This is a genomic window from Streptomyces alanosinicus, assembly GCF_014650595.1.
Taxonomy (GTDB): Bacteria; Actinomycetota; Actinomycetes; order Streptomycetales; family Streptomycetaceae; genus Streptomyces; species Streptomyces alanosinicus.
In genome coordinates, this window is record NZ_BMVG01000050.1 from 1 (window position 1) to 14,139 (window position 14,139).

Annotated in this window: 13 protein-coding genes and 4 pseudogenes; 11 read left to right on the forward strand and 6 right to left on the reverse strand. The window is 69.3% G+C overall.

Annotated elements, in window-relative coordinates:
• Positions 1-81: 81 nt before the first annotated feature.
• From IE277_RS41540 to IE277_RS41555, 4 genes and pseudogenes are all read left to right on the forward strand, one after another.
• A pseudogene (locus IE277_RS41540) lies at positions 82-564 on the forward strand (CGNR zinc finger domain-containing protein); the annotation flags it as partial.
• Positions 565-961: 397 nt separating this feature from the next.
• Positions 962-1,492, forward strand: a pseudogene (locus tag IE277_RS41545) (IS5/IS1182 family transposase); the annotation flags it as partial.
• A gap of 151 nt (positions 1,493-1,643) precedes the next feature.
• Entirely contained in the window at positions 1,644-1,880 is a 237-nt protein-coding gene (locus IE277_RS41550) for a hypothetical protein (protein ID WP_189958911.1), read from the forward strand.
• Positions 1,881-2,333: 453 nt separating this feature from the next.
• Positions 2,334-2,569 (forward strand): annotated as a pseudogene (locus tag IE277_RS41555) (transposase); the annotation flags it as partial.
• Between the two features lie 517 nt (positions 2,570-3,086).
• Here the strand turns inward: IE277_RS41555 and IE277_RS41560 are convergent.
• Positions 3,087-3,230, reverse strand: a complete 144-nt coding sequence (locus IE277_RS41560) for a hypothetical protein (RefSeq protein WP_189958912.1) — start codon at positions 3,228-3,230, stop codon at positions 3,087-3,089.
• A 155-nt stretch (positions 3,231-3,385) separates the two neighbouring features.
• Here IE277_RS41560 and IE277_RS48265 point away from each other — a divergent pair.
• A pseudogene (locus IE277_RS48265) lies at positions 3,386-3,526 on the forward strand (aromatic amino acid lyase); the annotation flags it as partial.
• Positions 3,527-3,653: 127 nt separating this feature from the next.
• Here the strand turns inward: IE277_RS48265 and IE277_RS41565 are convergent.
• The gene (locus tag IE277_RS41565; protein WP_189958913.1) at positions 3,654-5,129 is read right to left on the reverse strand and encodes an APC family permease; all 1,476 of its coding nucleotides are present in this window, start codon (positions 5,127-5,129) and stop codon (positions 3,654-3,656) included.
• A gap of 85 nt (positions 5,130-5,214) precedes the next feature.
• On the reverse strand, positions 5,215-6,495 hold the full coding sequence (lysA, locus tag IE277_RS41570) for a diaminopimelate decarboxylase (RefSeq protein ID WP_189958914.1): 1,281 nt from the start codon (positions 6,493-6,495) through the stop codon (positions 5,215-5,217).
• Positions 6,496-6,629: 134 nt separating this feature from the next.
• Here lysA and IE277_RS41575 point away from each other — a divergent pair, with 134 nt between their 5' ends.
• From IE277_RS41575 to IE277_RS49355, 4 genes are all read left to right on the forward strand, one after another.
• Positions 6,630-7,838 carry a PucR family transcriptional regulator gene (locus IE277_RS41575; protein ID WP_189958915.1) on the forward strand — a complete coding sequence of 403 codons (1,209 nt, stop codon included), beginning with the start codon at positions 6,630-6,632 and terminating at the stop codon, positions 7,836-7,838.
• Between the two features lie 187 nt (positions 7,839-8,025).
• A complete protein-coding gene (locus tag IE277_RS49345; protein ID WP_308433470.1) occupies positions 8,026-8,559 on the forward strand; it encodes a PAS domain S-box protein in 534 nt (177 codons plus the stop codon).
• Positions 8,560-8,885: 326 nt separating this feature from the next.
• Entirely contained in the window at positions 8,886-10,202 is a 1,317-nt protein-coding gene (locus tag IE277_RS49350; protein WP_373310995.1) for a PP2C family protein-serine/threonine phosphatase, read from the forward strand.
• Positions 10,139-10,405, forward strand: a complete 267-nt coding sequence (locus IE277_RS49355) for an ATP-binding protein (protein ID WP_308433472.1) — start codon at positions 10,139-10,141, stop codon at positions 10,403-10,405. The genes IE277_RS49350 and IE277_RS49355 overlap by 64 nt, the downstream gene beginning before the upstream one ends.
• A gap of 474 nt (positions 10,406-10,879) precedes the next feature.
• Here IE277_RS49355 and IE277_RS41585 read toward each other — a convergent pair whose 3' ends face one another.
• Positions 10,880-11,305 carry a helix-turn-helix domain-containing protein gene (locus tag IE277_RS41585; RefSeq protein WP_189958916.1) on the reverse strand — a complete coding sequence of 142 codons (426 nt, stop codon included), beginning with the start codon at positions 11,303-11,305 and terminating at the stop codon, positions 10,880-10,882.
• Positions 11,306-11,477: 172 nt separating this feature from the next.
• Between IE277_RS41585 and IE277_RS48270 the strand changes: the two genes are divergently transcribed.
• Positions 11,478-11,723 carry a response regulator transcription factor gene (locus tag IE277_RS48270; RefSeq protein WP_229882398.1) on the forward strand — a complete coding sequence of 82 codons (246 nt, stop codon included), beginning with the start codon at positions 11,478-11,480 and terminating at the stop codon, positions 11,721-11,723.
• A 14-nt stretch (positions 11,724-11,737) separates the two neighbouring features.
• Complete coding sequence (locus IE277_RS41595; RefSeq protein WP_189958918.1) at positions 11,738-12,235, forward strand: hypothetical protein; 498 nt, start codon at positions 11,738-11,740, stop codon at positions 12,233-12,235.
• A 7-nt stretch (positions 12,236-12,242) separates the two neighbouring features.
• On the opposite strand, the gene IE277_RS41600 is transcribed toward IE277_RS41595, so the two are convergent.
• Both IE277_RS41600 and IE277_RS41605 read right to left on the reverse strand, forming a co-directional pair.
• Entirely contained in the window at positions 12,243-13,475 is a 1,233-nt protein-coding gene (locus IE277_RS41600) for an MAB_1171c family putative transporter (protein WP_308433473.1), read from the reverse strand.
• Positions 13,361-13,930, reverse strand: coding sequence for a hypothetical protein (locus IE277_RS41605; protein WP_189958920.1), 570 nt, complete (start codon positions 13,928-13,930; stop codon positions 13,361-13,363). Before IE277_RS41605 ends, IE277_RS41600 begins: the two co-directional genes overlap by 115 nt.
• Positions 13,931-14,139: the final 209 nt, after the last annotated feature.

Sequence of the window (14,139 nt, forward strand, 5' to 3'; positions counted from 1 at the left end):
AACTCCCACAGCTCATCCGGCACCAGCCGCTCAACGATCCCCACATCTGAAGCCTATCGAGCACCCAAAATGAGATGACCTCTCGTCGACTGGCTGGCAGCGAACAGCCGCACCGTGGAGTCCTGCACCACCGCCCAGCTCGAACTCGCTTGGGAACGGAGTGAATCAATTCACGCCGCCTTGACAGCGACCGCGATCCAAGCCCCTCTCCCCGCGTCTGCCGTCCAAGTCATCAATGACTGCAGCATTCAAGGTCGGGCCGCGGCTATCCTGACGCCCGAGAGCAATCGGCAATGGCAACTTAGCTCGGCTTCCTGCCTAGAAGATGCCCTAAGCATTGTCGCTGCCGACTCGATCAGCATCATCGCAGGCGAACGAGACGGAAAATTGGCCTTGCGTGCATCGCTAACCTGCCGAGCCACCTTCTTCGACACGAGCCAAAGTCGTACCCGCAAATGGCGTGACATGAACATGAGCGGAAATCGTCAGAAGAGGGCACGCTTCAATGCCAACAAGCGCAAAAACCCCAGATCAGCAAGTAGTCGTTGGCCTCGGTACATCTGAGTGGGCCCCGCGCCTGCAATGCGTCTGTCGCGTTGGGTACACCCCAACGGCACCACTGACACCGCGTCCTACATGGCCAGTTGGTCGTTGGTTTGGTCATGGGAATGGGCGTCGGGGAGTGCACCGCCCACGCCCGATCTGGTCGCGTACGGGGGTCTGGGCAAGGCCGCACCAGAACGTGCGCGTCGGACTCTCTGCGGCCAACACTCACGACGGTCTCGGGCTCAAGCCGATGGTGGCCCATTTCCACGTAGGACACGAATCCCACAACGCCCATTCCGAGCCCCAGCGGCTGCATGCTGGCAAAGCGTGCGATGTTCCTGGCCTGCGGCGATGGCTGCAAAGCCTTCCTCGCCCTCGCCGCGGCCCTCTGCTGCTACAAACGCCCACGCTCGAACGCGAAATTCAGTCGAACTGGGGGAAGTTGGGGTGCTTCAAGCAGGCGTCGCTGGTTCCCGCGCATCTGCGGAAGAGCGAGACATTGGCACAGGTCGGCGCCGGGTTCGGAGTCTCCGAGGCGCCGGCGTGGTGGTACGGGTACGAGACCATCGAAGTGCTCGCCTCTTGGCTATCGGGGATGCGCGAGGAACTCGTCGGCCTGGGCGAAGGCGACTTCGTCATCCCAGGCGGCACTCTCATCGCCACCGACGGCACACCGCTCTGGTTCTCGCGGGCGCCCCCGGGACGGACCCACGACCTGACGGCGGTCCGCGCGCACGGCATGGTCCAGTCCTGCCTCACCCGCCAGCTCCTGGTCCGGGAGGACCGCGCCTACCAGGGCGTCGGCGCCACCATCCGCACCCCCGGAGGACGCGCCTTCGCCCACCTCATGTCCTGGCAACTGCTGCGGCAAGCACACTGCTGCACTAACCACATCGGCAGGACCGTCGCAGCCATCCACATCCTCCTGACCTGCCAATACTCAGGATGGAAGAGGTCTCTGAGCAGTGTGCCGCGTATCGCGGTCAGCCTGGGCGGACGTAGCCCGGGAAGCGGATTCTGATCCGGCCCTGGGGGTGGCTCACCCGCTCGGATGCGTTCAGCGCGACACCGGTCGCGAGGGTGTGCATGGTGAGATCATGATCACTACTCCTCACCCCAAGAAGACAGTTTCCCGGATGCCGCGAGTGTTCGCGGTAAGTGTCGCCGTGGCCGTCGCCTGTGCGGCGGGGGTGGCGACTGCCACATCCTCCGTGGCCGCGACGCCCGCCACACAGGTCGCCATGAAGGCCGCCCCGGCCGGGGGCCATGGCGAGGGCGGGGACGAGAACAAGTGCGGCAACGGCATCCTCGACCTCCTCAACTTCTGCAACTGAGAGACGACTGGCAGTAGTCCCTGCCTGCCAACCGCACAACCTCACATCGAAGAAATCCATCCACCCACGCCCAGGGCGGTCAGGAACAGGGGCAGGATCTCTGTCCCTGACCGCCCTGCCGACCGCAACCGCTAGAGGTCCGCTGGCCTCCGGGCCCGGAGGTGCCGCCGGAGGTCGCTGACGAGAGTTCCGACTACCGCCAGGCCGAGCGGAATGCCCGCCGTATTCGGGGGGCAGGTCTGCACGACTTGAATGCGCGCGTACGGCGCCATCGCCCTCCGGCCAGCACCGCACGAACTTGCGGGGAGGACGGGTTGTACGACATAGACGACGTCGGCTCTTCCTCGGCCTGGACGTCGACAAGGGCGCCCACCACGGTCACGGGGCCACATCCTGCGCTCACTGGAGCTCACCGACGAGGTCACCGCCGAGTTGACCGTGCCGGTCGGCTGAAGGACCGCCGCCCCCTTGCTCATGACCGTCGACGACGGCACCAGCTTCCCCATCGCCGCCCACCTGGCGTCCTACGCCGGCCTCGCCCCGACAACAGGTCGTCGGGTACCTCGATCCACGGCGAACACGCGCCCAGAGGCAGCAACCGGCAACTCGAACAGGCGACTTTCCTGTTCGCGATGCTCCGCGACGGCACCTTCTACGAAACCCGCGTTCCACGGGTGACAGCTGCGTGAACCATTGTCGTCAGCCTCGGCAACCGCGAGCGCGAGCCTTGAAACCATTGGTGTGGTCCCACGGCGCTGCAGGCTGGTTGCGGTCCGGGAAGCCGGGTCGCGGACACCGCACGCAGGCGCCGGGACTTCCGCCCCGTCGGGGCCTTGGCTCAGATGACGAGCGAGCTCCAACTGCTGACCGGCTACCGGACGCCGGCCGAGATACGTCACATGGGAGCCGGGTGGTTGACCGCCTGGCTTGCCCGACGCGAGGTGCGCATGGCCGCGTGCGAGAACCACTCTTCGTGGCTCGTGGGCGACCTGGCCCAGCAGATCCTGGACCTGGACAAACGCCGACTGCCCATGCCGGCCTCGCTCCCGTGCCCCGCGACTCAGGACGCAAGCAAAACCGGCAACAGGCACAGACCCAACACACTACTGCCCCTGCCCCGCGGCAGGGTGGACGTGCTGTGGGCGATGCTGAGCGACAGACACCTGTTCAGTCGACGGCGGCTACCGGGCCATGCCGACCTACGGATCAGATACCGAGAGGGAGGCCGAGGGGGGAGCCCACAAGAGTGCTGACGGGTTGTTCGAGAAGACCGTCGGTGATGTCGTCGGTGCTCCGGGGCTGGTCGGCTACGGCGGGGGCGATGGCTCCGAGGGAAAGCAGTGCGCTCACTGTTGCAACGGTCACGATGCGGCGGACAGACATCACGGTGATTCCCTCTCGTAAGGAGAGACGCTGGAGGTACGGACCGGCAAGAGACTTCCCGCCCGCCAGGCCCGTGCATGCTCTACGTCACTCTCCTGGGGGATGGCCGTCCTCGCCTGAGCGCCTCGCTCGCCGCGCGGCAGACCCTGCGCGCGTGCGGTGCGTATCGTCTGGTGGCCGGCTGCGAGCTGGTTGCCGCCGTCCGGGCGCTGCGCCAGTGCGACCTGAGCCCCGACCCCCAGGGTCCAGATAGCCGACCGCTGGGCCGGACGGATGGCATCTGAGCTGGGGTAACGCGTGCACACCGAGATCGCCGGCGAGCTTCTGACCTCTGTTTCTGACCTCTGTTTCTGACCTCTGTCAGTGTCCTCCGCATCTCGGGGGGGACCTTCAGCTTTGGGGTGCGGTGGACCGCACGGCCGCCGCCTCGTTCGTGGCCAGCCGCGAGTGCCGGCGGCTGTAGCCGAAGTAGACGACCAGGGCCAGCAGCAGCCAGCCGGCGAAGAGCACGAAGGTGTCAGCGGGCAGGTTCCAGATCAGGTAGCCGCAGAACAGTACCGACAGGGCGGGAACCACCGGGTAGCCGGGGACCTTGAAGCCGCGGGTCAGTTCGGGCTCGCGTACCCGGAGCACGATCACGCCGACCGAGACCACGGCGAAGGCGACCAGGGTGCCCATACTCGTAAGGTTGGCCAGCCAGTCCAGCGGCACGAAGGCGGCGAGCAGCGCGATGAAGGCGCCGACGATCAGAGTGTTGCCGACGGGCGTGCCGCTGCGCACGCTCACCCTGCGGAAGACCGGTGGGAGCATGCCGTCGCGGCCCATCGAGTACAGGATGCGGGTCTGGCCGTAGATGACTACCAGCGTGACGCTGACGATGGAGATCACCGCGCCCGCGGAGAGGATCGCACCGGGCCAGCTCTGGCCGGTGACACGCTGCAGGATCTCGGAAAGGCCGGCGTCCTGGCCGTTGAAGAGAGTCCACTTCTGCGCGCCGACGCCGACCAGGGCCACCAGGCAGTAGAAGGCCGTGACCACAAGCAGCGCGCCGATGATGACCCGCGGCAGCGTCTTCTGCGGGTTCTTGACCTCCTCACCGGCGGTGGAGACGGCGTCCAGGCCGATGAAGGAGAAGAAGACCGAGGAGGCAGCCGCACTGATTCCGGCGAACCCGAGCGGGGCGAAGGGGTGCAGGTCGGCGGAGCGGAAGCCGGTGACGCCGATGACGATGAAGAGCAGGAGCACGCCCAGTTTGATCAGCACCATGACCGTGTTGACCAGGGCCGATTCCCTGGCGCCGCGCATCAGCAGCAGGCAGCAGAGCACGACCAGGACCACGCCCGGCAGGTTGACGTAGCCGCCGTCCCCGGGTGGCGCGGCGATCGCCGCCGGCATGGTGAGGCCGAACAGGCGCTGCGTCAGGTCGTTGAGGTACTGGCCCCAGCTGACCGCGATGGCCGCGCCGGAGACGGCGTACTCCAGCAGCAGGCAGGAGCCGACCACCCAGGCCGCCAGCTCGCCCAGCGTGGCGTAGGCGTAGGAGTAGGACGAGCCGGAGACCGGCACCGCCGAGGTGAGTTCGGCGTAGCAGAGGGCGGTCAGCGCGGCCGTGATCGCGCCGATCACGAAAGAGAGGATCACGGCCGGTCCCGCCTGTGGCACGGCCGTGCTGAGGGTGAAGAAGATCCCGGTACCGATGGTCGCGCCGACGCCGATCATCGTGAGCTGGAAGCTGCCTACGGTCCGGTGCAGCCCGCTGCCATGGGCGTCGCCCTGCTCGGCGCCTGCCTCGGCATCGGCCAGGAAGGCCGAGACCGGCTTGCGGCGCAGCAGTTGCTGACGGAGTCTCACATCGTTCGAAGGCATGGCGGGGTGGCCTTTCGGTGCGGGGCAGGTCGGGGTACGTCCCGGACGTGAGGTACGGGACGGGAGTCTCTTGGTGGCTACGGCCTCATGGCAGATCGCGCCGCATCAGGTCGTCGTAGGTCTCGCGGCGGACGACCGCCCGATGCGCGCCGTCGCGGACAAAGACGACGGGCGGTCGGCGGGCACCGTTGTAGTTGTTGCTGAGCGCGTAGGTGTAGGCGCCGGTGACCGGCACCGCGATCAGGTCTCCCACGCGCGGGTCCTGCAGCGGGACGCCGATGCTGAGGGTGTCGCCGGACTCGCAGTGGCGGCCGACCAGCCGGCATGGCTCGCCCTGACCGGTTGGGCGGGTGGCGACGGCCGCCTCGAAGCGCTGCTGGTAGAGGGAGACCTCCAGGTTGTCCGCCATGCCACCGTCGATGGCGACGAAAGTGGGGCCGTCGCCGCGCTTGACCGAGACGACGCGGTACAGCGAGAGGCCGGCCTCGGCGACCATGGAACGGCCCGGCTCGATCAGGATGCGGGCGTCGGCGGGGAGCAGCCGCTTGGCGACGTCGGTCAGGGCGTCGAGGTACTCCTCCACGGTCGGGGGCCGGTCGGCGTACGTATACCGGGCGCCGAGACCGCCGCCGAGGTCGTAGACGGCGAACTCGCCGAGTTCCGCGACCGCCTCGACCGCACGGGCGAAGGGCTCGGTATCCAGGATCTGCGAGCCGACGTGGACGTGGACGCCCTCCAGGCGCAGCCGTTCGCTGCCGCGCAGCCGGGCGATGGCCTCTCGGGCTTGCGGGAGCAGCAGGCCGAACTTGGAGCCGTTCTGGCCGGTGGAGACCGCCTCGTGGGTGTCGGGGCGGATGTCGGGGGTCACCCGGACCAGCACGCCTTGTTCGCCCCGAGTGGCGGCGAGGATCCGCTCCAGCTTGTCGATGTCGTCGAAGTTGTCGATGACGATCGTCCCGGCGCCGGCCTCGACGGCGAGGCGCAGCTCCTCGTCGGTTTTGGCGTTGCCGTGCACGACCAGCCCGGCCGGGTCCGCGCCGGCCGCCAGCGCCAGGGTGAGCTCACCGCCGCCCGCGACGTCGATGCCCAGGCCCTCCTCGGCGAGCAGCCGGTAGACAGCGGTACAGGGGAAGGCCTTGGAGGCGAAGGTCGCCCGGGAGTTCGGCCAGCGGGCGGCGAGCCCGTCGGCGTACCGGCGGGCCCGGGCCCGGATCGCGGCCTCGTCGACGACCAGTGCGGGGGTGCCGTAGGCCTCGGCGAGCTCAGCGACGGGAACGCCGCCCAGCACCAGCGCGCCGGAGTGGTCCACACCGGTCCCCGGCGGGAAGAGCCCGACCAACTCCCGCGCTGCCCGCGTCGCTGCCATCAGCCACTCCTCGCCATGCTTGCGTGCTTGTGTCACTCCCCCGAGGTGTGTCGCTCTCCCGAGGCGCTCGCCTTATGTTCAGCCCCCTGCCCTCCCCAGTCATTGGCGATTTTGCCTAAGATAGGAGGGTGAGCATGGCGAATCTGCCGACCCATAGCGGCACGAGCGAGGAGTTGTACGCCCTCGCCGACGCCGTTGGGGCGGCGACGGGCGCAGCCGTGGCGATCGAGGATCTGGATCGCCGGGTGCTTGCCCATTCGACCCTGCCCGACCAGCGGATCGACGAGCTCCGGCGCAGGGGCATCCTGGATCGCCGGGTCCCGGAGCAGCCGGAGCAGCTTGCTCAGTACCGTGAGGTGCTGGCCGCGCCGGGCGTGGTCCGGCTGCCTGTGCTGGCCGAGGAGGAGTTGCCCCGCGCGGCGGTCGCGATCCGGGCCGGGCGGCGCCCATTGGGCACTATCTGGGCGATCGAGGGCGAGCGCCCGATCGACGACGCCGGAGAACGGGCGATGCTCGACGGGGCCGGGCTCGCCGCCCTTCACATGCTGCGGCGCCGCAGCGCGGCCGAGCTGGAGCTGCAGGCCCGTGAGGAGGCGCTGCGCGCCGCCCTGCACGGTCGGCGGACCGCCCGCGAGGTGCGCTTCGAGCTGGGCCTGCCTCGCCAGCGACCGCTGGCTCTGCTCGGCTTCGCCCCGCTGAGGAGCTCGGACGCCCCCGGGGACGACGTGCTGGTACACCTGGCCGCCGCGTCCACCCGGCACTGGCCGGCCGTACACGCCGAGGCCTCGATCGCGACCATCGGCCGCACCGTCTACGTGCTGCTGCCGCTGGACGACGAGCCCACCGCCTTCGCGACCGCCCGGCGGCTGGGTGATCAAGCGGCGGCCGTACTCGACCTCAGCATCGCACCACCGCTGCGGGCCGCCGCCTCCCGCGTCGCCTCCGACCCGGAGGAGCTGCCCGACCTGCGGTCGGAGGTCGACGACATCCTGCGGGTCACCACGGCCGACCCAGAGGCACCGGCCTTCGCAACGCTGCGCGACACCCACGCCCGGGTGCTGCTCGCGCACGTCGCCGACGAACTGGCCCGGCGCCCGCAGCTGCGCCATCCGGGCATCGAGGCGATGCTGGAGCACGACCGTGCCAAGGGCACCGCCTTCGCTGCCTCGGTCACCGCCTGGCTGGACGCCGTGGGCAACGTCGGCGAGGCCGCCGCGCGGCTGACGATCCATCCGAACACGCTCAAGTACCGGCTGCGCCGAGCCGCGGAGCTCTTCGGTGTCGACCTCGCCCACCCGGACGACCGACTCTCCTGCTGGCTCCAGCTTCGGGCACCCTACTGAGCGGCCGGCCAGGACGCCTCCCCGAGCCGAAGCCCCGGCCTGGGACCGGAGGCACCCCCGCCGGCAGACCCGCCGGAACAGCGGCTCCGATGCCTGCTCACGCCAGGTGTCCTCGTACGGGTCGACTTGATCCCGTGGCCTCCGGGGATGCTGGTGAGCAGAGGCAGCGAAGGCGAGATGATCGACCGTGGACACACCGGCAGCGGCGGCCGTGGCGGGCCCCGACGGGGCGCTTACCAGCTGGACCTTCGACGCGCAGCAACTCCTGGGGTACTCCGCTGCCCAGGTGATCGGCCGACGCGCAGCCGGTCTCCTCGCACGCCCCCTCCCCGACACGGCGCGCCGGCACCTGGCCGCGCGGGAAGGCTGGGGCGCTCCGGTGACACTGCGCCACCGGGACGGAGACTTGGTGCACTGCACACAGCGTGCTCGCCCACTGGTCACCGGTGACGAACGGACCGGCTGGTTGCCGGCGGCCGCCCTCTCGCAGGACGGCGGTGCGGCAGCCGACGGTGAGGACCGGCTGCTGCGCTGGGCGTTCGATCAGTCGCCCTTCGCGCTGCGCCTGTTCGACACCACAGGTCGGCTGGTGCGGATCAGCCACCGTTTCGAGCGGAACGCCGCCGCCACCACGCAGGAACCGAGTGGGCTCCGGCTGAGCGAGGCCCTGCAGGCCCGGCGTTCGACGCGGACCAGACGGTCATGGACCGTGTCGCGGTGACCGGGGAGGCCGAGCACGTCGAACGGTACGTCCGCCTTCCGGGCGAGCCACGGGCACACGCCTGAGGCGTCGACCTGTCCCCGCTCAGGGACTCGAAGGGACTCGTCCGCGGCGTCCTGCTGTCCGCCCTCGACCACACCGAGCAGGACACGGCCCGCTCGCGCCTTGCCCTCCTCAATCAGGCCCCGAACACATCGGCAGCAGCCTGGACGTCACCCGCACCGCACAGGAGCTCGCGGACATCGCGGTCCCCGGCTTCGCCGACGTCATCTCGGTCGATCTGCTGGAGGCCGTGCTGCACGGCGAGGAGCCCGCCCCGATCCCAGATGCCGGGCCTCTGCCGCCGCACCGCACCGCACTGCGCTCCACCGTCGAGCCCGCACTCGAAGCAGGCCGGCTGGCCGACTACCCGGCCGGTTCGCCACCGACCCGCTGCCTCCTCACCAGCCGGGGCGGCGTCCACCTGCCGACAGACCCCCGAGATCATGGACTGGCCGGCACAGGATCCCGCCCGTGCTGCCTGGGTGCGCGAGCACCAGCCGCACTCCTTCCTCGTAGCGCCACTGCGCGCTCGTGGCACCAATCTCGGCGTCGCGGTTTTCACCCGCCCGGCGCGGTCGGCCGCGCCGCCGTTCGAACCGGCGGACCTCCAGATAGCCGTGAAGCTTGCCGGGCGGGCCGCAGTCTGCATCGACAACGCCCGCCGGTACACCCGTGAGCACGGCATCGCCCTGGCACTTCAGCAGAGCCTGCTGCCGCAGCGCCTGCCCGCACAGGCGGCGGTCGAGGTGGCCGGCCGCTACCTGCCGGCCGGTTCGCCGTCCGTTGCCGGGGGCGACCGGTTCGACGTGATCCCACTTTCCGGTGCTCGCGTCGCCTCGGTCGTCGGCGACGTGTCCGGTTACGGCATCCATGCCTCGGCGACCATGGGACGGCTGCGTATGGCCGTACGCACCCTCGCCGACGTCGACCTGGCCCCCGACGAACTCCTCTCCCACCTGGAGGACCTGGTCATACGGCTCGACGCCGACAGCGGCAGCCGAGAGCGCATCGCCGGTGCGTACGGCGTCAGCTGCCTGTACGCGATCTACGACCCGGTGTCCCGCACATGCACTCTCGCCAGTGCGGACCATCCCGCTCCGGTTCTGGTGACCCCGGAGGGCACCGCCGATCTGCTCGGCCTACCGATGGGCCCACCGCTGGGACTGGGCGGAGGGCTGCCGATCGAGTGCAGTGCATTCGAGGTACCGCAGGGCAGCTTCCTGGCGCTCTACACCGATGGCCTCGTCGTGGACGCTCACCGTGATGTCACCGAAGGGCAGGACTCCCTGCGCACGGTACTGGCCGCGGTCGTCGGCCCGCTGGAGTCGACCGGCGACACCGTGCTCAAGACCATGCTCGCCGAGCGACCCGCGGACGACGTCGCGCGGCTCATCGCCCGCACCCAGGCGCTGGACGCGAGCCAGGTCGCCGTTCTGGACCTGCCTGCAGATCCGGCGGTGGTCGCCGCGGCCCGCTCCTGGGCGTCCGCTCGCTCGGGGCCTGGAACCTGGACGATCTCGGCTTCGTCACCGAATTGGTGGTCAGCGAGCTGGTCACCAACGCCGTCCGGTACGGCGCCCCGCCCAGCCGACTTCGGCTGATCAACGACCGCGCGCTGATCTGCGAAGTCTCCGATGCCAGCAACACCGCGCCGCACATACGCCGCGCCCGCGTCCTCGACGAGGGCGGGCGAGGGCTGATGCTCGTCGCCCAACTCACGGAGCGCTGGGGCGCTCGCCACACCGGCACCGGCAAGACCATCTGGGCCGAGCAACCCGTCCTTCGTCCGCAGCTACCGGATTGATCCACACAGCACCCGGTGGATACCCGTCGGCGGCGGCCACACGCTCGGTGCAACAGATGAGGCAGGCGCGGCCGATCACGGCCCACGACGATCAACGAAGCCGGCCCGGCGTATGCGCGGCCAGGCTCCCCGGAGGGGAACGGTGACCGCAGCCGCCGCGCCCGCTGTTCACGGAGGCATCCCTGCACGGGCTGAGCGCCCGGCTGTGCGACGACGTCGACGCACTGGGCAGCCACCTCAGCCAGCCAGCACCCCTCGGCGGCTCACACGACGGCTTCGGCGGTTGAGCTGCGCTCGCCCTGCTACGGAGCCGGCGTCATAACTCCCCATACCTCCAGCGAGCGTTCTCCAACTTCACGATGACGCATGGTGAAGTGCAAGAACGGCCTCGGCCGAGGCGCGCATGGCCGAGGCATCCGCACACTGGTCACGCCTCAACTCGCCTATAATGGGCGCAACTTGACAAGCCCGGCGCTACTCCTCGACGGGCGGCAGGCCCTGGAGTTTCCTTATCTCGTCCAGCACCGACATCACCGCGTTCAGGCTCTCAGGCGGGAGTCCCGCGGCGCGCAGGGCGATGGAGCGCACTCCGGCCTGGTGCAACTCGTCGAGCAGGGCGAGCTGGGTGAGGGCCTGGTCCGCGTAGCCCTGGTCGAAGAAATACGCGGGCTGCACCCCGAAGAACTGAGCCAGCGCCATCAGAAGCTCACGGGAGGGGCGTTCACGCTTGCCGTTGCGCAGCGCGGACAGGTATGCGCCGCTGACGCGGAGTTTGGGGTTCGCCTCCTTGAGCCGGGCAGCCACCTCGTCGTTGGTCCACGGACGCCCCTCGGGACGGCTCGACCGGAAGAGGCTGTCCAGACGCTCAGCGAGCACCGGTTCGTTCTTCTCCGCAGCCATTCCCGCCCTCCGTGGTGCGCAAAGTATTCCAAGGGAAGATTCAAGAGTATCCACCCCTCACCCACCTGTGGTGCAGATCACAATAGAGCGGGCACCCTTGCAGGCGAAGCTCCCGAATCGTCTACTGGTTCATAGAACTCAACCATCAGTTGAATCGCAGCGAGGAGGACGCGTGCCCGTTCAGACGCCTACGGAGACGTTACTGGGCCAGCTCACCGGCAGGGAGCGGCAGGTCCTTGAGCTCGTCGCCGACGGCAGGTCCAACCTGGCGATCGGACGGGAGCTCCGCCTGCGCCCCAAGACGGTGGAGGCCCATCTGCGCAGTCTGTTCTACAAGCTCGGACTGGAGCAGAGTCCCTATGAACACCGCAGGGTCATGGCCGTGGTCACCTACCTCGGCCGCCGCCCCGCCTCGTGACGCGGTGTCGGAATGTGCGATGCGTTCTCGCCATGGTCTGCGCGCTCGTCGCCGCCTCGGCGACCATGAGAGGTGACATGCCCGGCGGCGACCGTGCCGCCCCCCAGGGGTTCCTCGCCGTGGAAGCCTGCCTCGGGGGCCTGGTCGAACAGGCCCAAAGGACGGGCGGGTTCACCGTCGACCCACGCCGGGGATCCGCTCCCAGCTCGGGGTACGCGGTGGCGACCGGGCGTTCCAGCGCGCAGGTGGAGCCCGCTGCCTCCTTCTTCGCAGGTGACGGTCCCCGGGCGCTGCAGGCGTATCTGCGGGACCACACCGACGTCCTCGGCCGGGACCCGGAGCTGATGCTCGGTGCCTGGTACGACCGCGACGGGGGGCGCGTCGTGCTGAGCCTGGTGCGTGTCGTACCCGATCGGACGGAGGCGGTGCGCTGCGGGCTGTCCCAGCGCCAGCGCTCCGTGTACGACCTGTCGGCTCGGCGGGAGGTTCCCACCGGCTTGTCCGCGTCCTGAGCATGCCTCACGAGGCAACCCTCCGCTCGGCGAGGAACGCCTTCGCCAGACCGGTCAGCCACTCGACCTCCCCGTCGAAGTCGCGGTCCCGGGGCGATGAGACGAAGCCGGCCCGCTGGTCGGCCCGGCGCAGGGCGGCGAGCAGCGCGGACCTCCCTCGCTCCCGGCCGGGCGGCCCTCCCGGGTCGTCAGCAGCCGAAGCCAGGTGCAGGGCCCGGCGGGCGTCGTGGATCTCGATCACCCTGCGGTGCAGCCAGAAGTCGATGCGCCGCACGCGCAACCGGTCGGCGAGCCTGGACGGCTGCGGACCGAGGGCGACGCCCGGGACCTCCTCCTGCAGGGCCCGCCACAGGGGGTACAGATGTCCGTGGATCCGGTAGGCATGGACCCACCGGACAGCCGCGGACAGCCGCTCCCCCATGGTGGGCAGCATCCAGCCGATCAGCGAGAGCGCCGAGCCGACGTCCCCGCACAGCCACACGACGGGTTCCATGCCGCGCAGGTCGTAGCCGAGCGGGCCGGCGACGAGATCGGCCACGCGCATGGCCGCGTAACCGAGGATCAGCACCCCGCCGACGGCGGTGGTCAGCATGCCCCGGCGTAGCCAGGTGCCCCGGGAGATCGCCGCATAGCGCCAGCAGTGCCGCACGACATCGGCCTGGCCGCCCAGGCAGGCCAGCGTGTAGATGACCAAGTACGGGGCCTGGAAGAGCCGATGGGTGTACTCCAGGTAGAAGTCGTGGAGCCGCTCCTGCCCGGGTGCGAACACCAAGAAAGTCACGACATAGGTGACGATCACGACGAGGCCGAGAGCGAGCCTGCGCCGGAAGCGGCGCCGCGCCACGCTCCTGGGGTACGTCCAGTGCATCAGCAGATACTGCTGGGCGACGGTGAGACCCAGCACGCTCACGCCCGAACCCATACCCGCGCAATTACGAAGGCCGGCCCATCGGTCTATGGACACATACACCGGTGGCAGCAGCACCAGGTAACTCAACGCGGACAGGCCGACATACACACAGAGTGCGACGGCAACGGTGTCATGTGCCCTGGACGGCAGCGCCCACGCCCTGCAGAGGAATACGGTGCCTCCGACGATCAGGCACGTCAGGTGCAGCGCATCGGTCACACGGCACTCCCGCCGCCGATCGAGAAGGACCGTTCGAGCCGGTGCAGGATGCCCCGGGAGTCCGAGTCGGGTACGGACGTCCCGCTCGGCGGGCGGGAGTTCATACGGCACAGGATCACCGACGCCATGACCTCGGCCTCCAGTTCGTCGCCGTCGGGATACTTCGTCCTGCCCATCATCTGCTGGACGAGGCGGGGGTCGAGGCCCGGGAAGAGCCGCCCCGCGGTGTCCCTGTCCAGCGGTGCCTCTTGGGTGTGTTCGCACAGCATGTGGGCCAGCTCGTGGGCGATGATGTGCTCCTGATGGGTGCGGCTGGTCCTCGACTCGTAGATCACGACGTCCAGGGCCGGCAGAGCCAGCCAGATCCCGGACGGCCGGTCGGCGCCCAGCTCGGTGGGGATCAGGTGGATCAGCCGGTTGCGTCGGTCACTGAGGTGCTCGACGAGTCTGGTGATGGTGAAGGGGGTCGGTACCTCCCAGTCGGTGAACCGCGTCTCGCACGCGCGCAGCAACTGCCTGATCGCTCGCGCGTCTGCGGACTTCCCTGACCTCGCCACGGATTTCATCGAGCGTGCGCTCCCTCGTGAGGCACGCGCGACAGGTCGCCGAACCGCCCTCACGGGACATGACATGGCCTTCGGGAACCGGCTCGTCCGGGGCTGGCCGAGCAGATCCGCCGATGCCACACCACACCGCTGACGCACCTCACGCGTCCCCCGGTATCTGTTGCGACTGCGCACGTAGGCTCGTTACAGGAGTGCAATGCTCCCAAAAG

What these genes read in the sequence shown, in the direction of transcription:
- IE277_RS41550 (WP_189958911.1), top strand. Translation starts at nt 1,644, where the DNA reads ATGATCACTACTCCTCACCCCAAGAAGACAGTTTCCCGGATGCCGCGA.
- IE277_RS41565 (WP_189958913.1), bottom strand. Translation starts at nt 5,129, where the DNA reads ATGCCTTCGAACGATGTGAGACTCCGTCAGCAACTGCTGCGCCGCAAG.
- lysA (WP_189958914.1), bottom strand. Translation starts at nt 6,495, where the DNA reads ATGGCAGCGACGCGGGCAGCGCGGGAGTTGGTCGGGCTCTTCCCGCCG.
- IE277_RS41575 (WP_189958915.1), top strand. Translation starts at nt 6,630, where the DNA reads ATGGCGAATCTGCCGACCCATAGCGGCACGAGCGAGGAGTTGTACGCC.
- IE277_RS49350 (WP_373310995.1), top strand. Translation starts at nt 8,886, where the DNA reads ATGCCGGGCCTCTGCCGCCGCACCGCACCGCACTGCGCTCCACCGTCG.
- IE277_RS41585 (WP_189958916.1), bottom strand. Translation starts at nt 11,305, where the DNA reads ATGGCTGCGGAGAAGAACGAACCGGTGCTCGCTGAGCGTCTGGACAGC.
- IE277_RS41605 (WP_189958920.1), bottom strand. Translation starts at nt 13,930, where the DNA reads ATGAAATCCGTGGCGAGGTCAGGGAAGTCCGCAGACGCGCGAGCGATC.